This is a genomic window from Streptococcus sp. HMSC074B11, from assembly GCF_001808705.1.
Taxonomy (GTDB): domain Bacteria; phylum Bacillota; class Bacilli; order Lactobacillales; family Streptococcaceae; genus Streptococcus.
On record NZ_KV794250.1, the window covers coordinates 60,568 to 79,076 of the forward strand.

Below are 18,509 nucleotides of genomic sequence, written 5' to 3' on the forward strand. Positions count from 1 at the left end.
AGCTTCCTAGTTTGCTCTTTGATTTTCCTTGAGTATTAGAACAAAAAATAAGCCGCCTGATTGGGCGACTTTATTTTATAGGGAGATTATTATGAAAAATTTTTAGGAGTTAAAGTTAAGTTCTTCTTAACTTATGCTTACAGTATAAGCTAGATTCCTAAAAGTTTTCTTAAAAATTTCTCCTCAAACTTAAATTTCTTTAAATATTCACTGTTAAAATCAAACGTTCTAGCAATACATATAAAGATTAGTTAAAAGTTAAAACCATAAAGAGGAGCAACAACACAAATAGGGATATGCTAACAAGCAAGGTTAAGACTTTAACAAGCGTATTGCTTTGCCAATAGCTTGGTTTTCCGATATTACTAGTAGCATCCATAGAAAAAATTTGAGTTTGTCTTGGTTGAATGGTCACAAGAATGATTAAGGAAAGAGCTAAAATAATGGTTAAAATTATCAATAATTCAGTCATTTAACTACCTCAAAAGTCCTATCAAAGTAAATAATAAACCTATCAAAATAACTAACCCCAACAAGAAGGAGAAAGTTTTACTAATCTTTTCACCACGTGTAGCTTTTTCTTTTTTGATGGGTTGTTGTTTCATCTCTTCCATACGACCTTCAACATCTTGATAAAATAGATCTTTTTTAGTCATGGCTTTCTCCTAAAATGGTTTCCATCCGCTCCTGATACATGATTGGATCCACATAATTGGCGTGGTACCCTTGATCTCCAAGAGCTCGTCCCATCTCTTTGACATGAGAAATAGCTAACTCAATGGTGTGAATCATGTCGTCAACTGCTTCCTTAGCGAAAATATGATTCGGAGCTGTATAGCGACGGTTATGGGCGGTTTCTTCAAAAGCTAGGACCAGTTGGTTGTGTTCAAAAGCCTGTCGAACAGCCTGAAGCAATTCATTCCCATAGTTGATATCCAAGTAGATATCTGATAACTGATAAAGCTCCTGAATCTTTTGGGGACTCGCATTTTGATAGAGTACGATATTGGGATAGCGGAGCATATCCATCAACTTAGCTGACATCTCTGTCACTGCTGCGATTCGGAAAGTAACCCTTGGTAAACTTTCCACCAATTTTTCGATTTGCTCGAGTTGGTCCGAATTGGTCACAATCAAGGCATCCGAACGAACAAAATTATCGCGCTTAAAGTGATAATGATATCCTAGGTGACTAAACTTATGATGGAATTTTTCATCCGTCAATTGCAGAGCGCGCTCATAAGTCACATAATCTGGAATGATAATGGTCTTAGCTCGAAGCTGGTCATTCTCCAAAATCAGTTGCATATTTCCTGGTATATCATCATGTAGTGGTTCTTGCCAAACCAGGATATCCTTACCTGATTTTTCTGGAAAATGGAAAGAAGTCAAAAACGAAGTAGATAGGGTATTAAAGAGAAGGTGGTCCAGATTCACATTCAAACCTTGCAAAAAGTCTATGATAAAGGCCACTCGACCAGAAAAATGGCGCAAACCTTGCCCTTCCAAGGTCAAGAGAATATCACCTGTGACATGGTTTTCCAAAATAACTTCCTTTTGATCTACATTCCGATAAGAAGTCATGATAGCTTGACCAGAAGCATCAAAGGTGGTCTTGGCAAAGCAAGCTCCAAAACGATTGTAGTGATCTACTTGAAAGATCCGACCTGCTGGTGTTTTCCATTCGACTTTTTTTACCAAACGAGCCTGTAAACCATCTGCAAAATGAATCACTGCTCGTTCTTGATTGAGGTCATTGATGGTCCCAAATTGATTATTCCCAGCAATCTCCCAAAAGTCTGGTACAGGAACTTGGTTAAAATACAAGGGTTTACCACTGTCATACCTCAAATAATAGGTGAAGGGTGAGACAACTCCATCTGGTAAAAATCCATCTGGCTCAATAACCACAGCCAAATCAGACAGGCCTGTTTCAGTCAGACTATAATGCAAATCTTGACTTTCTTGATTGTATACATCAAATAACTGAATCATCCACTACCTCCTTGATTGTTTTTTCCCATTTGTTCAAAATCTCTTGAGTTAAGAATTTCTCGGCTATCTGGTAGGACTTTTCTCTCATGCCTTCCAAACGATTTTCCAAATACAGTTGGCAGATCTTTTCTGCATAAGCTTTTTTGATTTCATCTTCGACATGGTCAGATGAGCTTGGAATCAAGTAGCCATTTTCGCCATCTTCGATGAAGGTTTGATTCCCATAAGGAACATCAAAACCAATCAGTGGCAAACCTGAGCCAATTGCTTCCATGAGTGTTAAACCAAAGCCTTCACTTGTTGAAGCAGTTAGATAAACTTCATACTGTGAATAGATTTGAGAAAGTTCGGCATGGCCCTTGAGTTTAATATACTCTTCTGCTTGACCTGCAGCGATAATCTCATGAAGACGTCCTTCTTCACCACCACTACCGTAGATATCAAAGGTTAATTCTGGCAATTCCTTATGAGCCTCAATAACAGCCTTCACGAGCCAATCAATATGCTTTTCCTTGGCTAGACGCGAAGCTGTAATGAGAGAAAATGGTTTACGGCTCTCTTGTGGTTTTGTTAATTGATCAACACTTCCAACTGGAATGGTCACAATCTTAGGAGCATGCGAGGTATAGCGAGCAAACTGCTGTTCTAAGACTTCTTTTTGGCGATCCGTTGAAACGATAAAGAGATCGACCTTATCTGCATTGGTAAATTGATAGTCATAATAGTTGTTCCAAAGGATATAATCATCATTGGTCGCATTTTCACTATAATGCTCCGCATGAACAACCACTGCTAGATGCGCTGCTTGCGCTTCCTCAAAGACCACCTGACCAATCCCTGTCTCACGATCTAAAATTACTAAATCTGATTTACTTAACTGAAGTGTCTGCATGAAATAACGAATCAAGGCCGGCTTCCCGTATAAAATGCGATCCTTGAAACGATAAACTTCCTCAGTTCCTTGATTCATGAACATCTCATAAGCCGGAGTCCCATCTTCATTGTAGAAGGTTCTTTGGTAGAGTGTCGCTACATTGTCTTTAGGAGCAAAATATTCTGTGCAGTAGCGTGTGTAAGAGAAGTAATCTTTGCGGATTAACTTACCAGCATACACATACTCCACATGCTGAACAAAATCTTTTTCCTCATCTACTAAATAACAAGTGATAAACTTGTCCTCATCTGAGAAGAAGATTCGTTCAATTTTCCCATTTCTTTCACGACGACTTTCTACGCCTTCAAAATAATCTAACACATCATCTACCGTCACACTGGTCGGTGCAATTTTGATATCTGTGAAGTGAGTGTAGAGCCAGATGACTTGATCATCATCAAAACCGATATTTGCGGTTAGGTGCTGGATATTATCACCCAAAATCATGTCTGTAAAGATAAACTTCGACGACAGATTCAGGCTGCGAAAAATACCCGCACGATAAGCTTGGGCATATTCAACACCACTGCTGGCCCAACCAATTCCTAAATTTATATTGTAAATTGTCATATTGTCCCCTTTTTATGGAAAATAAGTTATAATTTCCCCATCAGGCGAAATGTCTACTCGACTCAATAGAAGATTTCGAACCATATCCTTCTTGACCTGCTTTTTCATCTCTTCAAAGCCATTGTAAGCTTCTTGATAATACTCAACGATAGGATTCTTTTGAGCAGCTGATTGGCCACCAATCGCTAGACTCAATTGTTGAAGGTAGTCTACCTGCTCTACCCAGTTATCATCTATTGCTTTTAGCAATGCTAAGCGCTGAAAATGAGAAAAGAGATCAAGTGTTTCCAGAAGCGTTCGTTTTTCTTGTAAACTCTTTTGAACTGTTATCTCCAGAACTCGTTTAACAGCATCCTTATCCGTCATATCCAACTCTCGCGGAACTGCATGATAAAGAAAACTGATATTTTTAACGATAAAATGATACAGTTCTTCTCTACTTTCAAATGCTTCTTCTGACAAGCTTTTTCTTACGAACTCATCTAGCACATCTACAACAAAAACATCAAGATCCTCGGTTCCATCAATCAAGCGATTTCTTTGACCATAGACCATTTCTCTTTGGATATTCATACTCTCAGCATACTCTAAGGTTTGCCTTCTTGATGATCTAGCAGCGCTATCGCTTGCCTTTTGCGCTTTTTCTACTAATTTTCGATAGCGTCTTCCTTCTAAAAGTTCAGGACTTATCTGTTTATTTACTGTATAGTCCTTATACATTTTATGAACCCAAGAAGGTCCATACTTCTTGATCACATCATCTTCTAGTGAGACAAAAAATTTCGACAAGCCAGGGTCTCCCTGTCGACCAGAACGTCCTCTAATCTGTAAGTCAATACGTTTACTCTCCATCCGTTCTGTACCAATGACAACTAGCCCCCCCAGTTCAGCAACTCCTGGGCCAAGCTTAATATCAGTCCCACGACCAGCCATAGAAGTCGCAACTGTCACGGCTCCCATACGACCTGACTCTGCAATCATCTGAGCTTCACGCGCCGCATTATGGGCATTTAAAACGTTATGTGCAATTCCTTCCCGTAATAATAGGGAGGAGTAAAGTTCAGACATTTCTACCGATCCAACAAAAATCAGTAATGGATTACCCTTTTCATGATAATATTTAATCTCAGCAAGTGAGGCATATACTTTTTCAGGTAGGGTAACATAGAGATTATCTGGATAATCAATTCGCTGTTTCTTACGATTAGTAGGAATTTGAATCACTGACATCCCATAAGTTTCTAAAAACTCTTTCTCTGCAACCTTACCTGTCCCAGTCATTCCAGAGATTTTTTTAAACTTCTTGAATAAGCTTTGATAGGTAATTGAGGCCATTGCCCGTGTTTCTTCAGACAAAGGAACATGCTCTTTTGCCTCAATGGCTTGGTGTAACCCACCCTGTAATTTGGTCATTTCCAATAAACGACCTGTACTTTGATCTATCAATACGAGTTCTTCGTCCTTCTCACCCTTACGGATGATGTAGTCTTTATCCCTTTTAAATAAGGTATGAGCTCGTAGAGCAAAGGTCAAGTGTCTTGCTAGTACACTATGCTCTTTTGAATAAAGGTTGTCAATACCTAAAAAGCTCTCCGCAGTTTTAGAGCCTTTAGTGGTAAGCCAGACTTCTTTTTTTTCTTCTTTAAAGATATAGTCTTGCCCCTCAACTAGAGTTGTCATCAATGTGTCAATAATTCCATAAAAATTGGACTGTACCCTAGGTGAACCTGAAATGACCAAGGGAGTTTGAGCACTATCCAGCAAAACTGAATCTACCTCATCTACGATGACAAAGTTAAATTCTGGCATGTACTTTTTATCATCACTAGAGGCTAGATTATCAATCAAATAGTCAAAACCAAGACCACTGTTGGTAGTATAAACAATATCTGCACTATAAATTTCCCGCTTATCTTCAGGCGTTAACTCCTCATCATCGTCTTCAGAAAAGGGAATGCGAATCGTCAAACCTAAGAACTCATAGACTTGGCCCATCTCCTCTGCATCACGATTAGCAAGATAGTCGTTAGTAGTCACCAGCATGACACCTTGCCCTGATAAGGCATTGAGATAAACCGGCATCGTAGCCGTCAAGGTTTTACCTTCACCTGTATTCATCTCTGCAACATTCCCTTGGTGGATGACAATTCCACCCATGACCTGTACATCATAGGGAAACATCCCTAAGATTCGTTTATCAGCTTCTCTGACAACTGCAAAAGCTTCTACTAGAAGATCATCTAAACTTTCCCCAGCAGTTAATCTCTCTTTAAATTCTTGAGTTTTACCTGCTAATTCATCATCTGTTAGCGAGGCCATCTCATCTTTTTTTAGATTGATTTGATGCAAGATTTTTTTCACCTTGCTCAATTGTCTATTATTTTTCCACATCTTGTTCAGAATCGTCCTCTTCTATTGAAAATGAATGAAAGTCAACCGATTGAAAGCCTGCGCTCAACAGTTGTACTTTGTAATGATAGGCGTCTTCAGGATAAGTAAAGGTGAAATCAAAGTTTTTTTCTATTACCTGACCAACCTGCCTATCATAACGATCCATAAAGATGAGCCTGAAGTATAGACCATTTTGAGGTTGAACAGTCATCTGACTAGCTAAACGGTAACGATACCCCCTTTTCAAAAGAGGTAAAGCTGGGGTTAATCGATCTCCTTGAAAATTAAAACTTGAGGTCCACTCATGAATCATAGTACCGGAATTCACCATACCATTTTCTAGATAAACATGGTCTCTAGAATGATAAAGGACAATAGAACCATACAAAAATGAATTCTGCCTGATATTTCCTAAACTGGCTCCTTTAAACTCTCCCCAATATATTTCTTTATTCCGTTTAATCAACATTAAAACTTTCTCCCAAAATCCTGCTCTAAAATCATCTTATAAAAATTCTTGAACCACGTTATAGTTGTGTCATTATCATCGTTATGTCGACCCGAGGTTCCTTTTGTCATAATACGAGCTCCTGTATGATAAAGGGCCTCTACTAAGTCATCATAAGCACGTGGATCATAGTCTTCCTCTTTCATATAAGAGAGGCCAAAAATTGTTTGACTAAAATCTGCTTGTTTGAAGGGAGTCCAGAAACGATCATCCAAAGCTCTCATAGCATCTAAACTAGCCTCCCCCTTAGAATGATGACGCAAAATATCAAAAGCGGTTGGGAAAAGGCCTGGGGCTTCAAGTCTGCCTCTCTCTGCTATCAAACCAAGATTAGTCAAAGGTTTTGAAACAATAACAGCTTTAGGCTCGAAGAAAGAACTGTAATACATAGCACCATAGGTCCCCATAGATATCCCCGAAAGGATGAGTTCCTTATTTGAGAATCCTAATAAATCCAGATGTTCTTGAATGACATTTCGAACACCATTTTCGAGACAGTCATCACCCAAGTAAAAAGCTCCTCCATCGATTCGAGGATCTTGGAAAAGAAGGAAAGGTGTCCCAAAGGATCTCATCATCCCAAATCCCTCAAACCCTTCGGCTCGTCGATAACCAGAGAAATAGATATTCAAAGGAGGCTTAAAGTCTCCTGGATAGAAAAAGTAATTGATTTCTTCACGCTTTTCATTATGGATAATGCCTCCACCAAGAACATACTTACCAAATTGGTAACGCGTCAAACGCTGGTGAAGAGATCCTATTTTCAGATGACCTGCTCCTCTAGCTTCTAAAGAGATACTGATGAATGAAGAAAAATCATCATCCAGTACAAGGGCAGACTTCATATCTTCAACTGTGAAAACTCGCTCTTTGACAAAGTTAGCAGTAGATCCATCTTGAATATTTCGAACAATGAGGCGAATATCACAAGTTAAATCCTTCTCATATTCTAGCCATAGCTCAACTGGATTGAAATCACTAGCTCGGATATTATACTTCCAGCTGATTAAGGGACGGAAGTCTTGCCCATAGTTCCCTAAGAGTTCTAGATTTTCATAACCGTTATATCGAATCTTTCCCGTAAAAGCAGGATTGACAATCATATCAATTGGAACTAACTTATCTCCATACTGCCCTCTAAACAGAGCCTTAGATAAGAGTCGTAACAGTTCTGCTGGGTTTGAAAAATCTGTTGCTTGAGCACAAGTTTTTTTCAAGAAGTCTTGAAGATCTTTTGATTGAGGCTCAGCTGTATCAGGGTAGAAAATCGTATAAGGAGTGATCTTTCTCATCAACGGAATCAAATCCGATAAATGCTCAGGATTTTCAATCAAAACAGCTGAAAAAGTTCTTAAGCCTTCCATTTTCATAACCTTCTTTATGGCAGTCGTTGATCTTGGCCAAAAGAAGTGCCAATCCATATTTTCAGGAAGCTCATAGTCATGGCTCCAGTTTCTGCTACCTATCTGCAAAATCTGTAATTTATCGCTCACCCTTTGCCTCCTCTAACCATTTTTCCCACTTGTCTACAAATTGATCACCTGTATTTTGTCGGATCTTATCAATCGAGTAAATCAGTGCTTGATTCCAATGTTCCAAGGTATCTAAAAAGTAGTGCCCTGCCTTACTAAACTCTGATAAATCTTTTAGGATATACCCATTTTGTAAATGAGTCACATATTCTGACTCATGCAGGTTGATTTGAGGTATTCCTGCACTAATCCCTGCAATCTGAGTATAAATATTAGCTACTGGATTTAAATCAACAATTAAACGAGTATATTCGAACTCACGAATTAAGCCCATCTCATCATTGAGATTGATAATCTTAAAGCGATAATCATCTCTGGTATTTTCCTCTAATGTATTTTCCGCATCAGATACCACAGAATCCTTTAATAGATCCCTTAGGTTAAGACGTTCCATAATCAGCGAATCGAGTTGTTTCTGCAAAGCCTCAACCTGATAGCCTTCTGCATTGAATACTGAAAAAACGACCTCAGCCAAAGGATTTTGCGAGACGAAATGCAAGATTTCATACAAAATTTCTGTATCTTGTTGACTCTGTACATCTAACTGAACATAAATTTTTGATTCCTTTAACCGTTGACTAAGACCTAACTTCAAGCGCGTATCAAAAGATGGTAAATGGTGCATCTTAGAAGCAAATTGGGGATAGGCCTCTTGTAATCGCTCAAGAAAATCTTTCCGATCACTGATCAACAATTTAGACTGTTCTACTACCTGACGATGAGTTTGTAAATCATCTGCTTGATTTCGCTCAACAAAGAAACTTATAATTTTGGGAGCTTCTTCTGGCAATCTTTCTAACAATTGATTTTGAAATCTAGTATGAGCAGCCAAAACAAATGAATCTCCAACCTCATAGTTTTGATTTAAAAATTTTGTTAAGAATTCCCAAATAACTTCATCTATACTTTCATAAGTTAATTTTCCAAAACGGTAGCTTACTGCCGGATTTATCTTTACAATTGGATTTTCTCCCTGCAAATCTTCCCTTAATTGCCACTGACCTTTAGCATTGTAATAATAACGAGTAATTGGTCTTTGATCCCTATACTCTAGAAGACTAGACAAAAACCCACGATCATCAAAATAGCAAATAAAATCAACTTGGTTATCTTTAAAATAAGTGATGTAACTGATAAAGCCTTCTGAACCATATTCAATTTCCGCATAGAGTTTCCCTTTTTGTTTAACTACAACTACAAAAGGAGTATAAATAAAGTCACAATCTTCATCCCATGCTAAATCCTTTAATTGTAAAGGATGCATCTCCTCATGTTCAATATTTTGCATAGCATCAAAAACAGAGAAAACATCAGACTCAAACAGATCTTGTCGATGCAGTAGATATCGTAAATGTGGATGATAGGTCAACCATAGCATCTTAGATTCTATTTTTTGGTTTTTAAAAATACGAATTTGGTGTAAAATATCATCAAATTCTAAGCGATAAGGTGTCCTATACCAAGGCACAATATTGGCTTGCCAAGATGGATTGTTACGCTCCAAAAAAGGAATGAAATAATACATTGATTCTCCTCACAATTATGAATCGATTTCTAAGAGTGGCTTATAGTTCTCATTCAATGTCAAGGCATCAATTTCATCCTTAATATTAAACACCATACCATTAAAAATCAAAAACAAGCCTGAAAGCATACTTAATTGCATATATCGCGGATCATATAAGACAATCAACATTGGGAAACCTGCCATAAACACGATATAAATAGACCCAATGATTGCAAAGCGAAATATAATTTTACCGAGATAACGACTAGTATCTTCTCCAGGATAGATATTATAAATATATTCTCCAGATTTTTTCATTCTATCAGCAATTTCTTCACTATTCATATTTACAAAAGCAAACGCAATTCCTAATATAAATAAAACAATAATATAGGTGAAGACCCAAATTGGCTGACCAATTGCAAAGCGGCTAATCCATTCTCCAATCCACGCTTCTTTTGGTAGAACCATCTGAATAAGCAACAAGCTATATTGTGGGATGGACACCAAAGACATTGCGTACATAAAGGGCATTCCTCCGGCTGGATTTACTAGAATATCCAAATAAGAATAACGTTGAAAACGATTATGAATCATAATCTTATTTACTGGAATTCGATAACGAGCCCGCTGGACCCTTACTGCAATTAATAAAAACACCAATGAAAGAGTCAGGAGCGCCACAATCAATAAGGGACCAACTTGTAATTCTTTGATACTTTTTAAGATATTTTCTGGCATACTAGACACCATACTAGACATTAAGATGACTAGGGATCCACCTACACCAAATAAAGAATTCAAATCCGATAACCATACCAAGAAAAAAGTTCCTGAAATTAAGAGCAGAACATTCAAAGTTAATACTAACCCATGGTTCAAGTCTGATTGAATAGGGAGATTTAGGGTAATAGCTAACGATTGGATCAAAGCTATTACAAATGTTAATATCATTTTTCTTCGATCTTGAACTTCTAGTGGTAAACTTCCCAATCCAAGTTTTTTAGACATACTAAACATTTGCCACAAAATCATAGCCGACATCCATGGAGACAGTCCAACAGAAAATAGGGAAAGACTCCGAAGATTGCCACCTGTGATAGCAGTTGAAAAGGCTAAGAATGCTGTAGTTCCGCCCAAAAAATTTGTATCATTCACATTTACAAAGGGAAGTGTCAATCTACTTCCTAGAACGTAAATGAATAAGAAAGAAATCGTCCACATGACTCTTTTAACAACGACCGATGTCAATTTTTTCTTCAAATTTTTCTCCTACTTTATTTAACCAATGAAATATTCTAATAAAAATGGCTAAATCTATAAATAAGTCTTTTGATAATAATGGTATTCCCTCATCCTAATGGATGAGGGCTTTCTATAACTATCATGCTCTAGATATCCAAAACCTGCATCACTGCATCAATCAATAGTTTTTTTGTAAAGTATCCTTCTTTTAAGGCATAACTAACTTTATATACATTTTCAACCATCTGTTGATAAACCTCTGTTGTCGTTTCCTCTACAAGACGACTGGCTTCTTCCAAACTATCCACTACATAACCTAAGCCTTTTTCCTTTATAAAATTGGCATTTGAGAGATAGGATGGCACCACTACTGGAATTCCTGCTGCAAGATAAGTGCTGACTTTATGAGAGATATTCAATCGATAGTAGTCTGCCTCATCAGCAGGATTTTCACTGGTTCCCCATACCAAGCCAAAGCCACCCTCTGATAAGGCAAAAAGCAACTCTGGATCTGTTTTCCAACCTTTAAATGAAACTCTTGAATTACTATTTTCGTGGTTAGATTCTGAGAAAATATCGAGAGGAGTTGAGTAATCCCAGTTGGATAGGTGTTCAAAGCGCTCCACACTCCCCGCAAAAGATAGTTTTTTCTGAAAAGCAGGTTGTCTCAAAGGATAGTCGTGAACATGGTCCCACATTCCTTGGATAATGATTTTTTGAACTGTCAATCCTTCCTGAATCAGCCGTTCCTTCATTTGTTCAGATGGGACAACTACTAGATCCGATTGATTGTACATCTCAATGTACTCAGGCATCAAGTAATAGTTAGATGGAAACATCAGAGGTGGAACGTCATGGATAAAGGTAATAATTTTCGTGTTTAAAATCTTACATTTCCTAATAAAGGCCTGGTCATACTCTCTCCCATTCCATGTAGGAGATTGGTAAACAACAATATCTCCATAACCCAACTTAGCTAAAACACCATCTAAACGGCTATTCAACTCGCCTTGGCTATCACTATAGATATTGTAAAAGTAAAAGCCAAGCTCGTGAAAATCTAAATTTCTTGCAATTTTAACGGTTTCATTCTGGGCAATTAAGGCTGTACTTTGACCAGACATACCGTAAATATTTGTAATATTTATCTTCATTTTAAATCTCTAATTCAGTTTTTTAAAATAAATCACTCACAGACAATCTTTAGTTTGAAGTTCCTTCAAAAACTCGATCATAGCCTGAGGATTATCATTAGGAAATACTTGATCTACATGATAAGGATTAGCCACATTATCAAATGATAAAATTATTTTATTAGCTTCTTGCACCCATTCTAAAACATCAGGAAATTTAAACTCATGATTGATATCCAGATAAACATCACATTCTTCAATCATTTTCCTGCACATCCACCTCATAACAGTTGGATGCAATTTGATGTTCTCATAACTTGCTAGACTTCTGAGAATTTCTCCCATCGCAGTAAAGGTTAAAATATGAATATCATAGTCAGGTAAATTCTTAATTAGATAATCAATTTGTTCTAATTGCTGACTACCTGTAATGATCAACGCTTTATATTTAGATTTTTTTACAACAAGTTCTTCTTGATTATTTATTTGAGACCACTCTAGCTGATTATATTTCCACCAAACTTCACGTAAGCGACCTACCGAGTAAGTCTTCCAAGGTTTATCAGCAGACAAATAATGAATAATCGCTGGTAGTGGATTTAATGGTAACTCAAAAATAAAATATTGTCCCCGATTATCAGCGACCTGATCGTATCCAATTTGAAAATTATAGGTATCATCTAATAATACATAATTTTCTCCCATCACTATATTGAGAACTGTTTGATCAGCTTCAGGTAAGTTTTTATGTTCTCTTTCAGTAATTTTTATTAGTTCCTGCTGGATTGCATTTTCCTTCCAATACGCATTATTGATCAATAATACTCCCGCATTAAATCTATCTTCTAAACCATATATGACCTTTGCTGCAGCTAGAGGTTTATTGGTTAAATCAATAGAAAATAGATCTGTCAAATCACGTGTAACTACTAAGTCACAATCTAAATATAAAACAATATCTTCTGAAACAAAACTCGGTATAAAATAACGAGCAAAGGTCATAAAGTTTATATGTTGTCCAACAGGTGGTAAGCTCCAATTTTGCATATTACCTTCAAACAACTTGATATCAACTATCTCACTATTTCGATATGCCATTTTTCCTCGGATGGAGATAAACCACTCTTGAGGAATATCCTGATTAAAAATATAAACCTTGACATCACTATTGTGATAGCAAATAGATTTTAAGGTAGTTTCAATTTGACGAATATAACCGTAATCCCCAGCTAAGACAAATACTTTTTTTTTCATTAACTACTCCTTGACTATAGCTTCACTATGATAGATGCATCATAAGCAGCATCGGAAACCAGCTGAATTTCTTGATCAAAATTATGCTCTGCGGTATGCTTGTGTGAGAATTTCACTTTTGAAGTTGCTCCCATCTTAAACCACTCATATTCAGAGTCTATATGGCCTAAATCAATCGCTTGTATGCCTTTTTTGCTTAAATGGTAAGCTAAAACCTTGGCTGTAGGACCAAGCATCAAGAATACTAGTTTACCATCTGCGTGATTTTCAATCGCTTCTTGAATATCCTTAACCTTACTGTAGGCATTTCTAGAAGGGCAGATGATACGCTCAACAGACTGAGCATTGTCAAAAAGGTCATTACCAACTCCTGAACGTGAGTTTTCACCTTCTACGATTAAGATGTTTCGTTTATCCCAAAGTTTCTTTAATTTTTCAAAGTGAGCTACTGAAGCTGACTTGTCTTTGAGGTCCATATAAGGACGAGATATAAAAGTCGAACCATAGAAACTTGCTGTACAAAATCTATGATAAGCTTCTTTATAATGCTCTAAATGCTTTTGCCAAAAATCGACTGCTTCAGGATTATAGCGTTCCAATCCTTCAAAAACATCTGAAAGACAAACCAGCAATTCTGGAGAGCTTTCCAGTTGGATCATACTTCTAAGCTGTTCTGCCAATGTCTCATCATAGTCTTGATAAGGAATCCCATGTCCCATCATAATATCCATTTCCCCATCTCCATAACGAATGACAGAAGAATGGTGTTCTAGTATATAATCAAGACTCTGCTGGATATCCAGTACCTTTGGGTAGGATTGCAGCTTTTTTACAGGTAATTCTCCATTTCGACAATAGGCCTCAATAGCTCGGACCATCTCTTCCGGATACTCTTGATCATAGAGGAACTGACCTTGCTCACCATGGGCAACACTATCAAATGCAAATACTGGTTTTCCTGCTTGTAGGAAACGGCCAATGATCCCATCAACTTCGATATCAGCATTAATATCCAGTAAAAAGTCACAGTCTTCAACCAAGCTATCAATCAAAGCTGGTTGCCCAGCAATATCTGACAAGACAGAGACATTTGGGTAGGTTAGTAGAGCTGTGATGCTATCCGCCACCATAACGGGAGCTGCCACATAAAACTTGACATCTGGTAGATGTTCAATCAAGTAGCCCATATTTCTCAAGTCGCTTGAGAAGGTATAGACTAGGGCTGAATGTTGAATCCCTGTGTACTGACTCACCTGATCTTTTGTCAGATAAGGTGTTACCTGACTCATATCAGACCAATCTTGGGCATTATAATACCACCAAACATCTCGATAGATGGAGCGTTCATACAGTCCCCATGGCTTTCTCTCAGTCAGATAATGAATAATCGGTGGATAAGTCCCAGGTTCTGGACGATAATCTGAGAAATGTGTGTGCAAGGTAATGCAGTTATATTTAAAGTCCAAAGCTAACCAACGGTCTTTAAATAAGAGATTCAAGATACTTTGATCATCTTGGGCAACTTTGTCATGCAACTCATTGGTCATTTCAATCAGTTGTTTGCGAACTTCTTCTTGTTTCCAAAGGCGATTATTGATGAGCAAGACACCTGCGTTAAATCCATGCTCATTAAAATATACTTGAGCCCCCAGATCCTTGACTGCTGCCAAAGGATTGTCTCCTAATTCGACATCAAATAGGGGACTTAAGTCTCTTGTGACAACCAAATCACAGTCCAAATATAAGACCTTATCTTCCTCAACAAAATCTGAGATAAAGTAACGTAAAAATGTTGCATAGTGAATATTGGTCTTATATTGGCTAATGTGAGAACTATTGACACGGGCATTGATGATTTCACAGTCTAGCTTCTTCAACTTACGATTGAGGTTGTAAAACCATTCTGTCGGAAAATCGCTGTTAATCAGATAAAAACGAAGTCCTCGATTATGACAGCAGATTGATTTGATTGTAGTTAGAACCTTATCTGCATATTGGTAGTTGGCTCCTAGTACAATTGCTTTCATGTCCATTTTTTCTTTCTTTAATTCTTTAATTGCTTCTATCATTGACTGTGGAGATTTGGAAGAAACCACTGTCTTCTCCAATTGATTTTTATTGGTTGCATCAAATGTCAATACTGGCCTATCTGCACTGGTATAGCGATTAACGATAAAGTCCATCGGACTCCCTTTATGAATATCAAGATAAGCGTCTGACTTCTCGATCATTTCATCAATCACTGCTCCAACCATGCTTGGATACAGGTAAACGTTAGGATATTTATCCAAAGCCATCAGAATTGGTCCCATATCTGTATAGGCTCCAATATGGAATCCAACATCAGGTAGAGCTTGTGCTAATTCTTCAATATACAGAAAATCCTGAGAATCTGTAAATGTAAATAAATTGATCGGATGACGATCATAAACTCTCTTAATCGTAAAACAACCTGCATAATGGTCAGCAATCTGTTCATAACTAACATCCTGGAAAGCCCACCATAAGTCCCGATAACGATAGCCCATCAGAGTAGACCATGGTTTTCGATAGGTCGTATAATGGATGATCAAAGGTTCTTTATCCAACTCAAAGTGTGAATCCCAGTGGCTATAAAAAGCAATGACATCATGACCAACTTGAAGGTTAAAATGCTTATCCAACTCCAGCCAATGATTCTGAAAGACTAAATTGAAAATGGTTTGATCCCCGTTGAAGCCCTCTGTAGTGGTTTTCTCAAGGTAAGACATATATTCTACTGTCTTAGTAAAGAGCCTAGATGTGATATCCTGTTCTCTCCACTTTTGGCTATCGATAACCAACATTCCTGAGTTAAATCCATTGCCATCAGCATCCCTAACTGCCGCTAAAGAGTAGTCACCCAAATCTAACTCAAAGAGTGGACTCAAATCTCCATTAACAATAATATCACTATCTAAATAAATGACACGTTCTTCTTCGATAAGACGGGGAATAAAGTACCGTGCGTAAGCAACGGGTGAGATGTGAGCCTGCGTTTTCCACTCCAGATCGATATTCTCACCAATATAAACATCCTCTACAACACTCCCTAACTTCTCCACTTGAATTTTAAGTTCACGAAACCAATCGCTGGGGATATTCTGATGTAGAATGTAAATCTTAACCTGTTGATTATGATATAAAATAGACTTTATCGTCGTAAGCATCGGTGTGAGATAATTCTTATCCCCAGCAACTACAATCGCCTTCATATAAACCCTTCTCTCTATTCTTATGTTAAAACTTCCTACTGTAAGTTTAACCTTTTCTTCTCCCTAAAATCCTATCTTCTATCACAAAAGTTCCAGAAAACACAGCTTTTGAGTTTTACTATTACTTTGGCCCCACTGGGACAAATCTGCCAGTAAAAAATGGATGTTTACTCTTCTTCGGAAAGAAGAAAATCTAGTTCTTCCATACGACGCGTCTCTCCACTTTCAGCAAGTCCTTTTTCCAATGCTAAACGATGCCAGGCTTTCAGATATTGTTGATGTTGCGTTAAATAACGACTAATATCATAGCCCTTTAATGCTAATAAGGCAATTCTTTCAATGCGTGCATCGTGATCATCACGCATCATTTTCTCTGTAAATGATTCATGAGATATACTTGTATTTCTAAGGCGATAGCAGTAGGTATTTTTGTGCGTATAGACTATCTTCTCTGCCTGCATAAAACACTTATAGTTAGTCCCAAGATCCTCACACAGTTTTCCTACTGGAAAAGGAACATGTTCAAACAACTCTTTCTTAAACTAGTTGTTGACGAATTGCCTCAACCATTTTATCTTTATCGTCTAGTCCAAATACTTGAATTTTTTCACTCAATCTATGAACTACATTATCAAATGCAAATATCGGCTTCTCTATTGCTAAAGCGCGCCCAATAATATCATCAACCTCATTCCAGTGATTTATATCTAGATAGATATCAGCCATGTCTAAAATACGATCCGAAACTTCTCGTGATTGACAATACTCATACAATTGAAAATTCTTAAATCGCTCAAAACTTCTTAAATACTCCGAAACATTCGTTGGTGCTGCAACATGAAAATCAACTTCAGGTAAACTACTCAACAAATACTCCAAACCTTCCAACTGATCTGAGTAGGTATAAACAAAAGCATGGAATTTGGCAATATTCTTGGGCTTAATCGTTAATGTTTCACTATGAGTGACGATTGAATTACTAGGAATATCCTGGTGGATGAGACAATTAGCACCTATGATGACATTATCACCAATAGTAACTCCTCTAAGAATAACCGTGTTTGCACCAATCCAACAATCCCGTCCAATATGAATAGGCGCACCACTCATTACAGTTTTAAACACATGATAGTTATTAAATTGATGATTCGAATCAAAAATTCGTACTCCATCTCCAAACATCGTATCATGGCCAATGGTGATTTCTTCAGTACAGCGGATTGAACAATGGTCATTAAAAAAGACCCTATTTCCTACTTTCAAATTCGCACCATTTGAAACTTCAATACTTGCAAACGAACGGATTGTGATATCTGCTCCCAAATCAAGATGAGCATCTGGAGACACTTCAACATGATGATAATCTCCAACTAACTGTACTGCATTTCTAAAATCCATACTTATTCTCGAATCTTTCATTTTATATTATTTATTGTTCAAAAATATCATTCCTATTGTTTTAGAGCAAGCCACTTTGGATAAACTAATTCTCCTATGATTCTTTATTTGATAGAAAAATCAAACACCTCTAAATAATACATACATTTTTAGATACAAAAATCTACTATATAGTATACCATTTTTATGCACTTTCATAAAGTAAGATAGCCCTTACAATTTTATTTTTTTATCCCCTAAACTATACAAAATTGATTTACTAGTCGACAAAGCTCCAACTAGTTAAATACTCTTCTAAAGTAGCTGAAAACCTCCAAGAATTGTAAAATCCTTGGAGGTTTTCTCGTAGCTTACTTAGTCTTTTATCAACTTTATGAAACTAGACTTATTCTTCATCATCACGCTTACGACGTTTAGCCACTAATCCTAATCCAGTTAGACCTGCTACAACTCCGAGGAGAGCATTTGTAGTCGAAGCTGTTTCACCAGTATTTGGTAATTGCTTACGGGCCTTAGTAGTATCGGTTTGAGGATCTTGACTAGTTGAAGTAGAATGAGTCGCTGATGTTGAAGCACTTACACTTGTTGATGCCGAATGAGACATTGATGTTGAGGTGCTTGTGCTTGCTGATGTTGAACGAGGCATTGATTGACTAATACTTGCTGATAATGATAGTGATTGTGATACTGATGTACTAATTGAATCAGATGTAATAATACTATCAATATCTAAGCTATCAAGTGACAAGCTTTCTGGCATTCCCTTACTTGTAATAACAGATGTCGATGCACTTGTTGATGCTGACTCA

At 37.2% G+C, this 18,509-nt stretch carries 15 protein-coding genes; all 15 read right to left on the reverse strand.

The window, feature by feature from the left end:
- Window positions 1–247 precede the first annotated feature (247 nt).
- Complete coding sequence (locus tag HMPREF2619_RS02550) at window positions 248–472, reverse strand: accessory Sec system protein Asp5 (RefSeq protein ID WP_070458808.1); 225 nt, start codon at window positions 470–472, stop codon at window positions 248–250.
- Window positions 473–476: 4 nt separating this feature from the next.
- Window positions 477–656, reverse strand: coding sequence for an accessory Sec system protein Asp4 (gene asp4 / locus HMPREF2619_RS02555; RefSeq protein WP_070458810.1), 180 nt, complete (start codon window positions 654–656; stop codon window positions 477–479).
- Complete coding sequence (gene gtfB, locus HMPREF2619_RS02560; protein WP_070458812.1) at window positions 649–1,995, reverse strand: accessory Sec system glycosylation chaperone GtfB; 1,347 nt, start codon at window positions 1,993–1,995, stop codon at window positions 649–651. The genes asp4 and gtfB overlap by 8 nt, the downstream gene beginning before the upstream one ends.
- Complete coding sequence (gene gtfA, locus HMPREF2619_RS02565) at window positions 1,979–3,499, reverse strand: accessory Sec system glycosyltransferase GtfA (protein ID WP_070458814.1); 1,521 nt, start codon at window positions 3,497–3,499, stop codon at window positions 1,979–1,981. The genes gtfB and gtfA overlap by 17 nt, the downstream gene beginning before the upstream one ends.
- Before the next feature lie 12 nt (window positions 3,500–3,511).
- On the reverse strand, window positions 3,512–5,890 hold the full coding sequence (gene secA2, locus HMPREF2619_RS02570; protein WP_070458817.1) for an accessory Sec system translocase SecA2: 2,379 nt from the start codon (window positions 5,888–5,890) through the stop codon (window positions 3,512–3,514).
- Window positions 5,877–6,359, reverse strand: a complete 483-nt coding sequence (gene asp3, locus HMPREF2619_RS02575) for an accessory Sec system protein Asp3 (RefSeq protein WP_070458819.1) — start codon at window positions 6,357–6,359, stop codon at window positions 5,877–5,879. The genes secA2 and asp3 overlap by 14 nt, the downstream gene beginning before the upstream one ends.
- Window positions 6,359–7,891 carry an accessory Sec system protein Asp2 gene (gene asp2 / locus HMPREF2619_RS02580; RefSeq protein ID WP_070458821.1) on the reverse strand — a complete coding sequence of 511 codons (1,533 nt, stop codon included), beginning with the start codon at window positions 7,889–7,891 and terminating at the stop codon, window positions 6,359–6,361. The genes asp3 and asp2 overlap by 1 nt, the downstream gene beginning before the upstream one ends.
- On the reverse strand, window positions 7,881–9,455 hold the full coding sequence (asp1, locus tag HMPREF2619_RS02585) for an accessory Sec system protein Asp1 (protein ID WP_070458823.1): 1,575 nt from the start codon (window positions 9,453–9,455) through the stop codon (window positions 7,881–7,883). The genes asp2 and asp1 overlap by 11 nt, the downstream gene beginning before the upstream one ends.
- Window positions 9,456–9,470: 15 nt before the next feature.
- Window positions 9,471–10,700: an accessory Sec system protein translocase subunit SecY2 gene (gene secY2 / locus HMPREF2619_RS02590; RefSeq protein WP_070458825.1), complete on the reverse strand. Its 1,230-nt coding sequence runs from the start codon at window positions 10,698–10,700 to the stop codon at window positions 9,471–9,473.
- Window positions 10,701–10,828: 128 nt separating this feature from the next.
- Complete coding sequence (locus tag HMPREF2619_RS02595) at window positions 10,829–11,836, reverse strand: sugar transferase (RefSeq protein WP_070458827.1); 1,008 nt, start codon at window positions 11,834–11,836, stop codon at window positions 10,829–10,831.
- 36 nt (window positions 11,837–11,872) lie between these two features.
- Complete coding sequence (locus HMPREF2619_RS02600; RefSeq protein ID WP_070458829.1) at window positions 11,873–13,069, reverse strand: glycosyltransferase family 8 protein; 1,197 nt, start codon at window positions 13,067–13,069, stop codon at window positions 11,873–11,875.
- Between the two features lie 14 nt (window positions 13,070–13,083).
- Window positions 13,084–16,302, reverse strand: a complete 3,219-nt coding sequence (locus tag HMPREF2619_RS02605) for an SP_1767 family glycosyltransferase (RefSeq protein WP_070458831.1) — start codon at window positions 16,300–16,302, stop codon at window positions 13,084–13,086.
- A 167-nt stretch (window positions 16,303–16,469) separates the two neighbouring features.
- A complete protein-coding gene (locus tag HMPREF2619_RS02610) occupies window positions 16,470–16,763 on the reverse strand; it encodes a hypothetical protein (RefSeq protein WP_186821478.1) in 294 nt (97 codons plus the stop codon).
- Window positions 16,764–16,839: 76 nt separating this feature from the next.
- Entirely contained in the window at window positions 16,840–17,700 is an 861-nt protein-coding gene (locus HMPREF2619_RS02615; protein ID WP_070458833.1) for a DapH/DapD/GlmU-related protein, read from the reverse strand.
- A gap of 385 nt (window positions 17,701–18,085) precedes the next feature.
- On the reverse strand, window positions 18,086–18,509 hold a 424-nt coding region (locus tag HMPREF2619_RS02620; RefSeq protein ID WP_148130357.1), incomplete at its 5' end, for an LPXTG cell wall anchor domain-containing protein.